At 60.4% G+C, this 14817-nt stretch carries 13 protein-coding genes; 4 read left to right on the forward strand and 9 right to left on the reverse strand.

All coding sequences use genetic code 11. The features are described from left to right. The first annotated feature begins 4 nt into the window (after positions 1-4). Both erdR and HGP31_RS06155 read left to right on the forward strand, forming a co-directional pair. On the forward strand, positions 5-655 hold the full coding sequence (erdR, locus tag HGP31_RS06150) for a response regulator transcription factor ErdR (RefSeq protein WP_020796006.1): 651 nt from the start codon (positions 5-7) through the stop codon (positions 653-655). Positions 656-730: 75 nt separating this feature from the next. Next, complete coding sequence (locus HGP31_RS06155; RefSeq protein WP_020796007.1) at positions 731-1093, forward strand: diacylglycerol kinase; 363 nt, start codon at positions 731-733, stop codon at positions 1091-1093. Here the strand turns inward: HGP31_RS06155 and HGP31_RS06160 are convergent. After that, on the reverse strand, positions 1090-2016 hold the full coding sequence (locus HGP31_RS06160) for a LysR family transcriptional regulator (protein ID WP_033045309.1): 927 nt from the start codon (positions 2014-2016) through the stop codon (positions 1090-1092). The genes HGP31_RS06155 and HGP31_RS06160 overlap by 4 nt on opposite strands. 139 nt (positions 2017-2155) lie before the next feature. Here HGP31_RS06160 and fpr point away from each other — a divergent pair, with 139 nt between their 5' ends. Further along, positions 2156-2935: a ferredoxin-NADP reductase gene (fpr, locus tag HGP31_RS06165; protein WP_008054100.1), complete on the forward strand. Its 780-nt coding sequence runs from the start codon at positions 2156-2158 to the stop codon at positions 2933-2935. A 156-nt stretch (positions 2936-3091) separates the two neighbouring features. Here fpr and tsaA read toward each other — a convergent pair whose 3' ends face one another. From tsaA to rimO, 6 genes are all read right to left on the reverse strand, one after another. Next, entirely contained in the window at positions 3092-3793 is a 702-nt protein-coding gene (gene tsaA / locus HGP31_RS06170; protein WP_033044229.1) for a tRNA (N6-threonylcarbamoyladenosine(37)-N6)-methyltransferase TrmO, read from the reverse strand. A gap of 186 nt (positions 3794-3979) precedes the next feature. Next, complete coding sequence (locus tag HGP31_RS06175; protein WP_020796010.1) at positions 3980-4750, reverse strand: SDR family oxidoreductase; 771 nt, start codon at positions 4748-4750, stop codon at positions 3980-3982. 229 nt (positions 4751-4979) lie between these two features. Continuing rightward, positions 4980-5450, reverse strand: coding sequence for a YehS family protein (locus tag HGP31_RS06180; protein ID WP_020796011.1), 471 nt, complete (start codon positions 5448-5450; stop codon positions 4980-4982). A 75-nt stretch (positions 5451-5525) separates the two neighbouring features. Further along, positions 5526-6236 (reverse strand): rRNA pseudouridine synthase, encoded by a 711-nt coding sequence (locus HGP31_RS06185; protein ID WP_020796012.1) that lies wholly within the window; start codon positions 6234-6236, stop codon positions 5526-5528. Between the two features lie 193 nt (positions 6237-6429). Then, positions 6430-6903 (reverse strand): GNAT family N-acetyltransferase, encoded by a 474-nt coding sequence (locus tag HGP31_RS06190; protein WP_020796013.1) that lies wholly within the window; start codon positions 6901-6903, stop codon positions 6430-6432. 111 nt (positions 6904-7014) lie between these two features. After that, complete coding sequence (gene rimO, locus HGP31_RS06195) at positions 7015-8352, reverse strand: 30S ribosomal protein S12 methylthiotransferase RimO (RefSeq protein WP_020796014.1); 1338 nt, start codon at positions 8350-8352, stop codon at positions 7015-7017. 292 nt (positions 8353-8644) lie between these two features. Between rimO and HGP31_RS06200 the strand changes: the two genes are divergently transcribed. Beyond that, complete coding sequence (locus HGP31_RS06200; RefSeq protein ID WP_020796015.1) at positions 8645-10546, forward strand: potassium transporter Kup; 1902 nt, start codon at positions 8645-8647, stop codon at positions 10544-10546. A gap of 176 nt (positions 10547-10722) precedes the next feature. Here the strand turns inward: HGP31_RS06200 and HGP31_RS06205 are convergent, their stop codons facing one another. Both HGP31_RS06205 and mprF read right to left on the reverse strand, forming a co-directional pair. Then, positions 10723-12018 (reverse strand): virulence factor family protein, encoded by a 1296-nt coding sequence (locus HGP31_RS06205; protein ID WP_020796016.1) that lies wholly within the window; start codon positions 12016-12018, stop codon positions 10723-10725. Next, entirely contained in the window at positions 12018-14660 is a 2643-nt protein-coding gene (gene mprF, locus HGP31_RS06210) for a bifunctional lysylphosphatidylglycerol flippase/synthetase MprF (RefSeq protein WP_168757323.1), read from the reverse strand. Before mprF ends, HGP31_RS06205 begins: the two co-directional genes overlap by 1 nt. Positions 14661-14817 lie beyond the last annotated feature (157 nt).

Consider the following 14817-nt stretch of genomic DNA (forward strand, 5'->3'; position numbering starts at 1 on the left):
AAAAATGGCCACATACGAAATCCTGATTGCCGATGACCACCCTCTTTTTCGTTCCGCCCTGCATCAAGCGCTGACCCTGGGCCTGGGCCCGGATGTCCGGTTGGTGGAAGTGGCGAGCATTGCCGAGCTGGAGGCACGCCTGAGCGAAAAGGCCGACTGGGATCTGGTGCTGCTGGACCTGAACATGCCGGGCGCGTATGGTTTTTCCGGGTTGGTACTGTTGCGCGGCCAGTATCCGCAAATTCCTGTGGTCATGGTCTCGGCCCAGGAAGAAGCGACGATCATGGTCAAGTCCCGTGAATTTGGTGCAAGCGGTTTCATACCCAAGTCCAGCGATTTGAGTGTTATCCAGAAAGCCGTGCGAGCGGTGCTCGATGGCGATGTTTTCTGGCCACCGCAAGCATTCGAAGCCGTCAGCGTTTCCGATGAGGCCAAGGCGGCCAGTGAAGGCCTTGCGAGCTTGACTCCGCAACAGTTCCGGGTGCTGACGATGGTTTGCGAAGGGTTGCTGAACAAGCAGATTGCCTACGAACTGAGCGTTTCCGAAGCGACCATCAAGGCCCACGTCACCGCGATTTTTCGTAAACTGAATGTGCGGACCCGCACCCAGGCGGCGTTGCTGCTGCAACAACTCGAGTCAATTTCAAGCCATTAAGCGCTGGCGCCTTCACGTTTTTTTGACTTTGGTTAATCTAGCTTTCCCACTCCTTTTTTGGTCAGTTCCTACTCTATGTCACCTTTCAAAGGCCAGACCGGCCTGAAACGTATCCTCAATGCTTCCGGCTACTCGCTGGACGGCCTACGCGCAGCATTCACCGGCGAAGCGGCTTTTCGGCAATTGGTGTTGCTCAACGTCATTCTGATCCCGCTGTCGTTCTTCCTGAACGTGAATCGTGTCGAGCAGGCGTTGTTGATTGCGGTCTGCCTGTTGGCGCTGATCGTCGAGCTGCTCAATTCGGCCGTGGAAGCGGCCATCGACCGCATTTCCCTTGAATTGCACCCGTTGTCGAAAAACGCCAAGGACATGGGCAGTGCCGCGCAATTGGTGGCCTTGACCATGATCGCGCTGGTCTGGGCGGTGATTCTGCTTTAAGCGATCGCCGGCAGGACGATCTCGTCGCTGCGCTGCACCCCGGCGGTGAATGCGCGGCACAGTTCGAGGAATTCACGCATCGCCGAGGTCTGGTACTTCTGCTTGTGCCAGATGAAATAGAACTGTCGCGCCAGGTCCAGGTCCGGAGTCTCCACTGCTACCAGGCTGCCGCGACGGAACGCGTCCCGTAGCGCCAGCCGCGAGATACAGCCGATCCCCAGGCCGGACTCTACGGCGCGCTTGATGGCTTCGGTGTGTTCCAGCTCCAGGCGGATGTTCAGCGCGCTCCGGTGATGGCGCATGGCTTGATCGAACGTCAGGCGTGTGCCTGAGCCTTGTTCACGCAAGATCCAGGCTTCCTGGCTCAGTTCCTCCATGCTCGCTGTGCCCCGCTGGGCCAGCGGATGCTGTGGCGCACAGAAGACCACCAACTCATCTTCGACCCAACTTTGCACTTCGATGTCAGGGTGGTTGCAATCGCCTTCGATCAGACCCAGGTCAATTTCGTAGTGGGCGACCTGTTGCACAATATTGGCGGTGTTCTGCACATGCAGCTTTACCTGGCTTTCCGGGTGGCGCTGCATGAAACCGCCGATCAGCAGGGTCGCAAGATAGTTGCCAATGGTCAGGGTCGCGCCCACTGCCAATGAGCCGAATCCGGACTTGCCATTGAGCAGGTCTTCGATTTCCTTGGCCTGGTCGAGCAAGGCAACGGCTTGGGGCAGCAACTGTTTACCCAGGGCGTTGAGGCTCAATCGCTTGCCGGCGCGGTCGAACAGTTGGCAGCTGCACTGGCGCTCCAGCTCGGTAATCGATGTACTCGCCGCCGACTGTGAGAGGTTGAGCAGACCCGCAGCACGGGACACGCTTTCCTGCTGGGCGACGGCAACGAACACTTGAAGTTGACGGAGAGTAAATCGCATATCGATATAACCGATAACCCTTATCTTAATAATCCAGTTAACAGATATTGTCGTCGCTATTAGAATGCGATGCAATTGCGCACCGCAGGTCTGTTCCTGAAAGAGCTAGCGCAGATCCAATCTCCAGGAGTCCCCGTACATGAGCAACATGAACCACGAGCGTGTCCTCAGTGTTCATCACTGGAACGACACTCTGTTCAGCTTCAAGTGCACCCGTGATCCGGGCCTGCGCTTCGAGAACGGTCAGTTCGTGATGATCGGCCTGCAACAGCCCAACGGCCGCCCGCTTATGCGCGCTTACTCGATTGCCAGCCCGAACTGGGAAGAGCATCTCGAGTTCTTCAGCATCAAGGTGCCTGATGGTCCGCTGACTTCCCAGTTGCAGCATCTGAAGGAAGGCGACGAGATCATCATCAGCAAGAAGCCCACCGGCACGCTGGTGCTGGATGACTTGAAGCCTGGCAAACATTTGTACCTGCTCAGCACCGGTACTGGTCTGGCGCCGTTCATGAGCGTCATCCAGGACCCGGAAACCTACGAGCGTTTCGAAAAAGTGATCCTGTGCCACGGCGTGCGTTACGTCAACGAAGTCGCCTACCGCGAGTTCATCACCGAGCACCTGCCGCAGAACGAGTTCTTTGGCGATGCATTGCGTGACAAGTTGATCTACTACCCAACCGTGACCCGCGAGCCGTTCGAAAACGAAGGTCGCCTGACCGACCTGATGCGCAGCGGCAAGCTGTTCAGCGACATCGGCCTGCCACCGATCAACCCGCAGGACGACCGCGCCATGCTGTGCGGCAGCCCGAGCATGCTCGACGAGACCAGCGAAGTGCTGAACAGCTTCGGCCTGAAAGTGTCGCCGCGCATGCGCGAGCCGGGTGATTACCTGATCGAGCGTGCGTTCGTAGAGAAATAAGCACCGCCTCAAAAAAAGCCCGCATTGCCTATACAGGTAATGCGGGCTTTTTTATGCCGGACGCGTTCTCTGTAGGAGCTGCCGCAGGCTGCGATCTTTTGATCTTGATCTTCTATCGCGATTTCAAGATCAGAAGATCGCAGCCTGCGGCAGCTCCTACATGTTGGATGCGGGAATGACCTCAAGCACGCGGATCATCTGCGGCGTTGGATAATGCCAGCGCACATCCACGTCCCAGAATTGCGCACCATATTCGCGTTCCGGGGTAGGCGTCTGGTACGCCGGGCGCGGATCCTGCGCCAAGCATTGCTCGATCAACTCAACCAACGGCTCTGCAAGGCGTTCAGCGTGCCCATGAGCCTGTTGCAGGGCGCTATCCGTCCATTGCACGGCAATCAACTGCGGCGCGGCGCTGGCGATGCTATTGATGGCTGTGTCGATGATGTCTGCGTAAGGCACGTAGGGTTTGATGTCGAGGATCGGCGTGCCATCGAGCAGGTCGATGCCGGATATCCACAGGCGATTGGCCTCGACCTTGTCCAGCTTGACCACGGACTGGCCAATGCCATTGGGCCGGTGAGTCGCGCGCGTGGCGAACACGCCCATGGACTTGTTGCCGCCCAGGCGCGGCGGACGAACTTTCAGGCGCGGCTTTTCTTCCAGTGCCTGATGGAACAGGAACAACAGCCAGACATGGCTGACCTGTTCGAGGCCCTGCACGGCATCACCCTGATCGAATGGCGCCACCAGTTCGAGCACGCCGCGCGCGGCGGGGGCCAATTGCGGCTGCCGAGGGATGGCGAACTTCTCCTTGAAGCAGGAACGCACGAAGCCGATGGGGGAAACGCTGTAGGTCATGGTTTGGGGTCGAGTCGGGATGGTGGCGGGCATGATAACCCGATCGACCTGTATTCAGTGGTGGCTGTGCCGGCCCCTTCGCGGGCAAGCCCGCTCCCACAGTGGAGCTCGGCCGGCCACAGATTTTGTGAGCACCAAAGAAACCTGTGGGAGCGTGGCTTGCCCGCGATGGCAGCACCGCCGATTTCAGAGGCTGAACCCACCATCCAGCGGAATGATATTCCCGGTCATGTACGCCCCGGCCGTACTCGCCAGGCTGATCGCCAGCGCCGCCATCTCTTCCTCCCGGCCCCAACGCTTCATCGGAATCAGCGCCGTATCCTGCGCCAATGCCTGCGCATCTCTGTCGATGTGTTGGGTCATCTTGCTCGGAAAGCGACCCGGGGCGATCACATTGACGTTGATGTGCTGGCTCACCAGTTCCCTTGCCAGAATCCGTGAGAGTTGATGCAGGGCGGCTTTGCTCGGCCCGTAGGCATACGCCTGTTCGCCAAAGGAAGAAATCCCGGCGACTGAGCCGATATTGATGATTCGGGCCGGGTTCGCGGGGGAACCGGCTTTGCGCAGCAGTGGCAGAAATTGCTGGATGCAGTTGAATACTGACGTCACATTCAGTTGCATGACCTTTTCCCAACCCTTGATCGGGTAGCTTTCCAATGGCGCCCCCCAAGTGGTGCCGGCGTTGTTCACCAGGATATCGAGATGGGTCATCTGCTCACCCAGGCGTGTTGCCAACTGCTGCACGCCTTCTTCAGTGGCCAGGTTGGCGGCCACCGCGTGACAGCGGCCCAATGCACCGAGCTCATCGGCAGTTTGCCGGCAGGCTTCGACGTCGCGGGCACAGACGTAGACGGTGGCGCCAGCCTCGACATAGGCCTTGGCGATCATTTTGCCGATACCACGGGTGCCGCCGGTCACCAGTGCGGTGCGGCCTTGCAGGGAGAAATAGGGGTGCATGGCGAATCCTGAGCGCTATAGGTCATTACACCCTAGTCGTCAGGCTCGATCAGTGGAGCCACTATTTTTGCGCGGAATGGGGGGGCATACGGCCTTGTAGGAGCGAGCATGCTCCGGGCGGCGCTCCGACGAAAAACTCCAGAACAACACGGGCATTCAGACAGCCCTCGTCATCGTTGACGTCCATCGCGAGCATGCTCGCTCCTACAGGGTAGATCCGCGTCGCACGTTATTGCGGGCGAACGCGCAGGGTCAGGCCCTTGAGGAAGTTGCGCAGCAACTGGTCGCCGCACGGGCGATAGTTGGTGTGGCCGAATTTGCGGAACAGAGCGCTCAGCTCAGGCTTGGATACCGGGAACTCGGCGGCCTTGAGGATCGCGTGCATATCGTCTTCTTTCAGCTCGAAGGCTACGCGCAGCTTTTTCAGGATGATGTTGTTGGTTACCGGCACTTCGATTGGTTGCGGAGGGCGGCTTTCGTCCTTGCCGCGCTTGAAGATCACCAGGCCGTCGAGGAAATGCGCCATGACTTCGTCCGGGCAGCGTACGAAACCTTCCTCGTCTTCCTCTTTCTTGTCGAGGTAGCTCACCAGGTCGGCCAGGGCCACGTCCATGCCGCCGAGCTTGATGATCTCGATGACTTTCTTGTCGCTGATGTCGAGCATGTAGCGCACGCTGCGCAGTACGTCATTGTGAATCATGGTGTGCAATCCTGATATTCAGCAGTGGGCGCCGCACAAGCAGCGGCACCAGAATGTGTGGCGGCGGGAGAAGCCTCAGAACTTCTCTTTGCCGGACAGGTAGCGCCATTGCCCCAGGGGCACCTTGCCGATGGACACGCCGCCGATACGAATGCGGCGGATGCCCACGACTTTCAGGCCGACGGCCTGGCAGAACAGGGCGATCACGCCCGGTTGCGGGTTCTTCATGGCGAAACGCAGGCGGTTTTCGTTCTGCCAGCTGGCCTTGACCGGAGGCAGTTCCTTGCCCTTGTAGGTCAGGCCGTGTTGCAAGCGATTGAGGCCATGTTCAACCATGTCACCTTCGACTTCGACCACGTATTCCTGCTCGATCTTGCTGGAGTCGGCAGTGAGCTTGCGCAGGATCTTCCAGTCCTGGGTGAACACCAGCAAACCGCTGGCATTGGCTTGCAAGTCAGTGCTGGCGGTCAGGCGCTGGAAGTGGCCCTTGAGCGGACGTTTGCCGTAGCGGTGCTCTTCACTCAAGGTCTCGGCGCTGATGGTCGCCATGGCGGTGTCCGCGTCCATGCCGGCTGGCACATTGAGCAGGATGGTGACGGGCTCTGGTGCCGTGGCCTTGGCCTCTGGATCCAGCTCGACTTTTTGATTGGCGACCTTGAACTGCGGCTCGTCAACGACTTCGCCGTCGACGGTGACCCAGCCGCCCTCGATGAACAGCTCAGCCTCCCGACGGGAGCAGCCGACGAGTTCGATGAGGCGTTTGGAGAGTCGAATCGGGTCAGTCATGACAGGGCCGTAACAAAAAAGGGGTGGGCATTGTACCTGCCTGGCGCCGGTTAATCCCGGAACCATTTGCCGCATATGTTTTTTTAATGTGGGAGCGAGCCTGCTCGCGAAAGCGTCATCAGCTTCAACACGAATGTCGACTGATAGGTCGCTTTCGCGAGCAGGCTCGCTCCCACAGTGGTTTCATGTTGTGTCAGCCATTGCGTGTCTTTTGTTGAGCCTGGCGCAAACGCATGTGTAACAGCGGATACGGCTGGCCCATGCCGTCGACTTCCGAACGACCGATCACCTCGAAGCCCTGCTTGAAGTAAAACCCCAGGGCTTGCGGGTTCTGTTCGTTGACGTCCAGTTCATCGGCGTTGAGGTTCTCCAGGGCATAGCGCAGTAACCGCTTGCCCAGGCCCTGGCCTCGATGCGCCGGGTCGATGAAGAGCATCTCGATCTTGCCCGCCGCGACACCGGCGAATCCGGTGATTCGCTGCTGCGGGTCTTTGGTGCAAATCAGCATCACGGCGTCGAGGTAACGGGTCAGCACCAGGTTCTTCAACAGTTCGATGTAGCTGTCCGGCAGGAAGTCGTGGGTAGCGCGGACCGAGGCCTCCCAGACCCTGGTCAATTCTTCGTAGTCGCTTTGTTTTGGGGTATGAATGACCGAATGTTGGCGCATGCCAGCCTGCCCTTGGGTTATTGGAGATGAGAATCCGTTCCTCATCAAACGATAGCCGTAAAAAAGCCCCGCATCTCGTCAAGAGAGCGGGGCTTTGCATATTTTTTGCGACTAGATCTGTTCAGCCCACAGGTCGTATTCGTCGGCGTCGGTCACTTTGCACCAGACTTTGTCGCCCGGTTTCAAGTTGCTGCCATTGTCGATGAATACGTTGCCGTCGATTTCCGGGGCATCGAAGAAGCAGCGGCCTACCGCGCCTTGCTCATCGACTTCATCGACCAGCACTTCGATTTCACGGCCGATGCGCATTTGCAGGCGCGCCGAGCTGATGGCCTGCTGGTGCGCCATGAAGCGCTCCCAACGGTCCTGCTTGACGTCGTCCGGCACGACTTCCAGGTCCAGGTCATTGGCCGGAGCCCCTTCAACCGGCGAGTACTGGAAGCAACCGACGCGGTCGAGCTGGGCTTCGGTCAGCCAGTTCAGCAGGTACTGGAAGTCTTCTTCGGTCTCGCCGGGGAAGCCGACGATGAAAGTCGAACGGATGATCAGGTCCGGGCAGATTTCGCGCCAGTTCTTGATTCGCGCCAGGGTCTTGTCTTCGAACGCCGGGCGTTTCATCGCCTTCAGCACTTTCGGGCTGGCGTGCTGGAACGGGATGTCCAGGTACGGCAGGATCTTGCCGGCGGCCATCAGCGGGATCAGCTCGTCAACGTGCGGGTACGGGTAAACGTAGTGCAGGCGTACCCAGACACCGAGGGTGCTCAGGGCTTCGCAGAGTTCGGTCATGCGGGTTTTCACCGGCGCGCCGTTCCAGAAACCGGTGCGGTACTTGACGTCGACACCATAGGCGCTGGTGTCCTGGGAGATCACCAGCAGCTCCTTGACGCCGGACTTGACCAGGCGCTGGGCCTCGTCGAGTACGTCACCGACCGGGCGGCTAACCAGCTTGCCGCGCATCGACGGGATGATGCAGAAGCTGCAGCTGTGGTTGCAGCCTTCGGAAATCTTCAGGTAGGCGTAGTGGCGCGGGGTCAGCTTGATGCCTTGTGGCGGCACCAGGTCGATCAGCGGGTTGTGGTCCTGGCGTGGCGGCACGACTTCGTGCACGGCGTTGACCACCTGCTCGTACTGCTGCGGACCGGTGACGGCCAACACGCTCGGGTGTACGTTGCGGATGTTGCCTTCTTCGACGCCCATGCAGCCGGTCACGATGACCTTGCCGTTTTCCTTGATGGCTTCGCCGATCACTTCCAGGGACTCGGCCTTGGCCGAGTCGATGAAGCCGCAGGTATTGACCACCACGACATCGGCGTCCTGGTAGGTGGACACGACATCATAGCCTTCCATGCGCAGCTGGGTGAGGATGCGCTCGGAGTCGACCAGTGCTTTGGGGCAACCCAGGGATACGAAGCCAACCTTGGGATTGGCCGGCGCAGGAGTGGTGGACATGTCTAACCTCGGTGTTTTGTGACGCCGCTTGCCGAACTGGGCAAAACCGACGGACGGGCGCTTGAACTGCGCCTCTGATCAAAAAGTGCGCAATTCTAGCGATGAGACGATCACTTGACCAGCTTTATGCAGGGAAATACGACGAGTGCTGCGCTATGCTTCGCGCCGTTGGGCTTTACCGATTTTTTACAGTCAATAAAACGTCTGTAACAACAAGTAAAACGGCGCATGCTGCATGACAAAGCATAGTGCTTCTTCATAGAAGCCCGGGTCTGGGTAGTAGGAGTGGTGGATGGGGCAGGCAAGTAGTCAGACTGCGGGCGCCGCGCATACGTCGGCGAATCCGATTGGCATGTTGGTCGCGGCGGTCGGGGTGGTGTATGGCGATATCGGCACAAGCCCGCTGTACACCCTCAAAGAGGTATTTACCGGTGGTTATGGCGTAGCGGTCAACCACGATGGGGTGCTTGGGATTCTGGCGTTGATCTTCTGGTCGTTGATCTGGGTCGTGTCGATCAAGTACATGATGTTTGTACTGCGTGCCGACAACCAGGGCGAAGGCGGAATCATGGCCTTGACCGCGCTGGCTCGGCGAGCGGCGGCAGGTCATGCGAAATTGCGCACGCTGCTGGTGGTCTGCGGGCTGATCGGCGCGGCGCTGTTCTATGGCGACAGCATGATCACGCCCGCAATTTCGGTGCTGTCGGCCATTGAAGGCCTGGGGCTTGCATTCGAGGGTATCGACCATTGGGTGGTGCCGCTGTCATTGGTGGTGCTGGTCGGGTTGTTTCTGATCCAGCGACACGGTACGGCGCGGATCGGCATTCTGTTCGGGCCGATCATGGTCACCTGGTTTCTGGTGTTGGCGGCTCTGGGCCTGTATGGCATTGCCCAGCATCCGGAGGTGTTGCAAGCGGTGAACCCGATGTGGGGTGTTCGTTTCTTCAGGGAGCATCCCGGCATGGGCGTAGCGATCCTTGGCGCCGTGGTGCTTGCACTGACCGGTGCCGAAGCGCTGTATGCCGACATGGGCCACTTCGGCCGCAAGCCGATTGCCCGCGCGTGGTTCATTCTCGTGCTGCCAGCGCTGGTGCTGAACTATTTCGGCCAGGGCGCCTTGCTGCTCGGTGATCCAGAAGCTGCGCGCAACCCGTTCTACCTGCTGGCGCCAAGCTGGGCGTTGATCCCGCTGGTCGGGTTGTCGACACTGGCCACGGTCATCGCTTCGCAAGCGGTGATTTCCGGGGCGTTCTCCCTGACCCGCCAGGCCATCCAGCTCGGCTATATCCCGCGTATGCATACCCAGCACACGTCCAGCGCCGAACAGGGCCAAATCTACATTGGTGCCGTCAACTGGGCGCTGATGGTTGGTGTGGTTCTGTTGGTCCTGGGCTTCGAGTCTTCCGGCGCCCTGGCGTCGGCCTACGGCGTGGCGGTGACCGGAACCATGCTCATGACCACTATCCTGGTGTCGGCGGTCATGTTGCTGCTGTGGAAGTGGCCACCGATTCTGGCGGTACCGGTGTTGTTGGGCTTCCTGCTGGTAGACGGTCTGTACTTCGCCGCCAACGTGCCGAAAATCGTCCAGGGCGGTGCCTTCCCGGTGATTGCCGGTATTGCGCTGTTCGTATTGATGACCACCTGGAAGCGAGGCAAGCAACTGTTGGTGGAGCGTCTGGATGAAGGTGGACTGCCGCTGCCGATTTTCATCAGCAGTATCGCCGTACAACCACCGCATCGCGTTCAGGGTACCGCTGTATTCCTCACTGCGCGGCCAGATGCCGTGCCTCACGCCCTGTTACACAACCTGTTGCATAACCAGGTGCTGCACGAGCAAGTCGTGCTGTTGACGGTGGTGTATGAGGATATTCCGCGCGTGCCGCCGTCGCGACGCTTTGAGGTCGACTCCTACGGCGAGGGTTTCTTCCGGGTGATCCTGCACTTTGGCTTCGTCGACGAACCGGACGTGCCGCAAGCGCTGAAGCTGTGTCATCTGGAGGACCTGGATTTCAGTCCGATGCGCACGACCTACTTCCTCAGCCGCGAGACAGTCATCGCCTCCAAGCTCGAAGGCATGGCCCGCTGGCGGGAGGCGCTGTTCGCCTTCATGTTGAAAAACGCCAACAGCAACCTGCGCTTCTTCAACCTGCCGCTGAATCGGGTGATTGAGCTGGGGACGCAAGTGGAGATGTAGGCCCACTGTAGGAGCGAGCATGCTCGCGATGGTCGTCAACGATCACGCGGGAATCCTGGATAAACGCGGTGTATCTGAGATCATCGCGAGCATGCTCGCTCCTACAGGGGGTGTGGTGTGGAACGAAAAAGCCCCCGGAGCCTTCAGGCTGCGGGGGCTTTTTTGTGCGACTCAGATCACTCCTGGGCTTCAGTTTCCTGCACTTGCCGCTTCTGGATCACATCCACCAACCGCTGCGCGAGGGCTGGGTAGTTCTCGTCGAAGTGGTGGCCGCCAGGTAGCTTGATGGCTTCGCCCACCGCGCTCTTGTCGGTGCAGCCGCTTTCGTCGACTTCTTCTTCGCCGTAGATGCACACCACTTTCGCGGCGGGCAGCTTGGCCATTTCCGGGCCGGTGGCGGCTTCTTTGCCGGCGTTGCCGAGCCAGCCTTCGACTTCGATTTCAAAGCTGCCGGTGCGAGCGAAGGCCAGCAGGATAATGGCGTCGACGCGTTGCTGCTCGGACTCTGCCAGGCGGTTGTAGATGGCTGGCAGCACATCGGCGCCGAACGAGTAGCCGGTCAGGATGAAGCGCTTGGTACCCCATTTCTGCCGGTAGTGCTGCATCAGCTCGGCGAGGTCCAGGGCGCTTTGCTCGGGGCTCTTGTGCTGCCAGTAGTAGCGCAGGGTGTCGATGCCGACCACCGGGTAGCCAATCTTGGCCATTTCACCGGCGACGTCGCGGTCCAGGTCACGCCAGCCGCCGTCACCAGAGAGGAACAAGGTGACGGTGTCCTTGGCCTGGCCGGCGGGCACTTCAACCACTGGTATCTGCAAGCCACCGGCGTCCTTGTCGCCACCGACCAGCAGTTTGCGCAGTTCGTTGTTCAGCACTTGCGGCAGGTTGATGTCGTAGTCGCTGATGCTGGTTTCGGCGTTGGGCTGGTCGCGCACGAAGCCGGCGCTGGTGTCGTCCGGGTTGTCATTCCACGCCACCAGCCAGTGGCCATGGGCGGCGCTCTTTGGCAGCAGGTGGGTGCAACCGGGTTTTTCCAGGGCCAGGTCAACCGACACGGCTTGTGCCTTGTCGTTCTTCTGTTCGGACAACCAGCGCCAGGCCAGCACCGCGCCCGGGCCGATCCCGCTGACCAGGGTCGCCGGGCCGTTGAGTTCCCGCAAGCCCGACTGTAGGGCACGGCTTTGCAGCAGGCAGTCCTTGGGCAGGATCACCTGGACGATCTGCGCAGCGCCGCTGCGGCTCAGGGTCAGCAATTGCTTGTCGCTGAGTTTCTGGTCTTCGTTGACCGCCACCAGTACCTGGGCCTTTGGCGTGGTGCCGGGGATCACGCGGGTCATCGCCGCGCCATCGGTTGGGGTCAGCAGTTCGAGGGTCGGTTCCGGTGCCGGGCGTTTGAGGTACCAGTAGCCACCACCGAGAATCAGGGCCACCACTACCAGGGTGCCCAGTACATAGCGCAGGGAGCGTTGAATCATCAGCGTTTCACCAATCCAGTCAAGCCGCCCGCGATCAGGGCGGCAGTGTCGGCCAAGGCCACCAGCGGATCGAGTCCGGCGGGCACGGCCATATAACGGGGTTCCCAGTCAGGCTGGAACTTGTCTTTGAAGCGGCGCAAGCCTTGGAAGTTGTAGAGCTGCTCACCACGGCGGAAGACCATCGAGCCCAGGCGCTGGGTCAAGGGTGCACCCCGACGGGGTTGCAACCCCGACAACGGCACCATGCCCAGGCTGAAACGCGCGTATCCGTGACTCTTATAATGTTGGATCAGGCCGACCATCATGAACTCCATGGTCAGCTTGGGGGCGTCCGGGTGCGCGCGCATCAGGTCGAGGCTGGCCAGGTCATGGCTGTAGGTCTCGAGCAGGTTGGCGAACGCCACCGGGCGCCCTTCGAAACGGATCACGGCAATGCGAAAGTGCTTGAGGTAATCGTCGCTGAAGCGGCCGAGGGAGAAGCCTTTCTCGCGCACGTTCTTGCCGGTCAGCCAGGCATCTGAAATCACCTTGAGCTCATCCATGGGCGCCTGGCCTGGTTCATGGATTTCCAGCGACAGGCCATCGCGGGTGCCACGGTTCCAGGTGTAGCGCAGGTCCTTCATCTCTTTGCCCTTGGCCTCGAGGTCAAAGCGCTTGAGGTCGACCCTGGCTTCTTCGCCGAGCTTGATCGCGGTCAGGCCGATGTCCATGTAGTACGGCAGGTTCTCCGCACGCACTTGATAGAACACGGGGCGGGCGTGATGGATGTCGCACAGGTCGCGGAACTGCCAGATCATTTCCGCCCGTTGCTGGCCGGGACCGATCGGGTCATACAGTGCTACAAGGCTGCGGCCGCGGCGGGCGTACATCAGGAACGCCTCGTCGTTGGGGTGGAACAGCAGTGCCTTGTCGCCGGTCAAGGCCAGGCCGCCATCCGGTTGCGAGGATGCCATGAGGATCTTGCTTGCGCGCTCCAGTTCATCGGCTGTCGGCAGGTGGATGACCGGGCGAGCGGTGCGTAGCAACCAGGTCAGGGATACCACCACCAGCAGGACTGCCGCGCCGAGCAGCGAGCGCAAGCCGCGGGGGGCATCGGCATCGAGGGTGAACTGCCACCAGAGTTGATGGCTATACGGCACGTCCTGGTACGCGAACAACAGCAGCCACATCGAGGCGCCGAGTACGCACACGCTGGCCACCAGGTATAACGGGGAGAACGGCACTTCGGTCAGGCGACTGGGGCGATAGAAGGAACGCCGGAACACCCCCAGCAGGCTCGCCGTCAGCACCATCAGGCTGGCTTCCTCCCAGTCGAAACCCTTGAGCAGGGAGAGCAGGGCGCCAACCAGCAGCAAAATGGTGGTCAGCATCCAGGCAGCCGACAGTCGACGACGCAGGCCCTGGGCCAGCAACAGGCACAACACGCCGATCAGGCTGGCGCCAAAGTGCGAAGCATCGACCAGGCGGTGCGGGATCAGAAAACCGATATGTTCAAGGCGCGTGTCGATTTCCGGGGTCGCGCCGGAGAACAGCAGTACAACGCCGGACAGGAACACTAGCACCGCCAATATCGGCGCGGCCAGGCCTGAGGCAGCGCGCAAGGTCTGGCGCGTCTGAAACAGGCGCTGGCCTTCGCTGATCAACAGAAACAGGCAGGCCACCAGCATCGGCAGCACCACATAGATCAAGCGGTAGAGCAGCAGGGCGGCGGCCAGCGGCGCGGCACCGAGTTTATCGGAGAAGGCCGCGAGCAAGATCGCTTCGAACACGCCGACCCCGCCCGGAACATGGCTGAGCACGCCAGCGGCCAGGGCCAGCAGGTAAACCAGGAGAAACGCGCCGAACGGCGGCGCCTCGGGCAACAACAAATAGAGCACCGTGGCGGCGGCGGCCACGTCGAGTGCGGTAATGACCAGTTGCAGGAACGTCAGGCGGCGCCCGGGCAGGCGCAAGGTGCGGCGGCCGATCTGCACCAGAAGGTTGTCGGCGTACGGTTGTTCCGGCAGGCGGCGACGGTAGATGCCGATGGCCAGTACCGAGAACAGCAACAACACAGCCGTCGCGATGCTGCCCAGCAGAACCGGCGAAAGCCTTAGGGCGGCGGAGGCTTCGGACAGGTCACTGAGTGTCGCCAGCGCGGCGAGCGGTGGCAGGGCGCAGCCGAGCGAGAGGCTGGCGAACAGCGTCATGCGTGCGACTTCAGTGGCCCCCAGGCCATGGCGCGCATACAGGCGGTAGCGGACCGAGCCGCCGGACAGCATCGAAAGACCGATGGCATTGCCGATCGCAAAGGCGGTGAAACCGCCCAGCGCCAAGGTTCGCGGTGCGAGATTGACGCCTGCGTAGCGGCTGGCCGACCATTCGTATCCCAGCAGAATGATGAAGCCCGCGACGGTAGCGCCCAGCGCACCCAGCAGTGCCGGTTGCGGAACCTCGAGGATCGAGTCGTGCAAAGCGTCCAGGTCGAGTTCGCTCAACAAGTGACGGCAGGCTATCAGCGCAATGGTGAACAGCAGCAGGGTGACCGCCAGGCCGATGGGTTGGCGGTATTTGCTGATCAAGTCAAGCAAACGCAGCCGCTGCGCCTTGATCGGTTGGGTAGCTGTGACGGTGTCTTGTGGATCAGACGAGTTGGCGCGCATCAATCACCTCTTGGATTGTGCGCGACAGGATGGGGGTATCCAGCCAAGTTACCAATCCCTGTAGAAAAAAATAATCACGAATATTAACGCCTGGCACCGGGCCCCGGTGGCAGTTCGTCTTCAGTCGTAGGGTGTGGAATGTGCGATTGAGCATAGT

Source organism: Pseudomonas umsongensis (assembly GCF_012647205.1).
Taxonomy (GTDB): Bacteria; Pseudomonadota; Gammaproteobacteria; order Pseudomonadales; family Pseudomonadaceae; genus Aquipseudomonas; species Aquipseudomonas umsongensis.

Bases quoted from the DNA above. Each gene is read 5' to 3' on its own strand.
- HGP31_RS06180 (WP_020796011.1), bottom strand. From the start codon at position 5,450: ATGATTCACAATGACGTACTGCGCAGCGTGCGCTACATGCTCGACATC.
- erdR (WP_020796006.1), top strand. From the start codon at position 5: ATGGCCACATACGAAATCCTGATTGCCGATGACCACCCTCTTTTTCGT.
- mprF (WP_168757323.1), bottom strand. From the start codon at position 14,660: ATGCGCGCCAACTCGTCTGATCCACAAGACACCGTCACAGCTACCCAA.
- HGP31_RS06205 (WP_020796016.1), bottom strand. From the start codon at position 12,018: ATGATTCAACGCTCCCTGCGCTATGTACTGGGCACCCTGGTAGTGGTG.
- HGP31_RS06200 (WP_020796015.1), top strand. From the start codon at position 8,645: ATGGGGCAGGCAAGTAGTCAGACTGCGGGCGCCGCGCATACGTCGGCG.
- tsaA (WP_033044229.1), bottom strand. From the start codon at position 3,793: ATGACCTACAGCGTTTCCCCCATCGGCTTCGTGCGTTCCTGCTTCAAG.
- HGP31_RS06190 (WP_020796013.1), bottom strand. From the start codon at position 6,903: ATGCGCCAACATTCGGTCATTCATACCCCAAAACAAAGCGACTACGAA.
- HGP31_RS06175 (WP_020796010.1), bottom strand. From the start codon at position 4,750: ATGCACCCCTATTTCTCCCTGCAAGGCCGCACCGCACTGGTGACCGGC.
- HGP31_RS06160 (WP_033045309.1), bottom strand. From the start codon at position 2,016: ATGCGATTTACTCTCCGTCAACTTCAAGTGTTCGTTGCCGTCGCCCAG.
- rimO (WP_020796014.1), bottom strand. From the start codon at position 8,352: ATGTCCACCACTCCTGCGCCGGCCAATCCCAAGGTTGGCTTCGTATCC.
- fpr (WP_008054100.1), top strand. From the start codon at position 2,156: ATGAGCAACATGAACCACGAGCGTGTCCTCAGTGTTCATCACTGGAAC.
- HGP31_RS06155 (WP_020796007.1), top strand. From the start codon at position 731: ATGTCACCTTTCAAAGGCCAGACCGGCCTGAAACGTATCCTCAATGCT.
- HGP31_RS06185 (WP_020796012.1), bottom strand. From the start codon at position 6,236: ATGACTGACCCGATTCGACTCTCCAAACGCCTCATCGAACTCGTCGGC.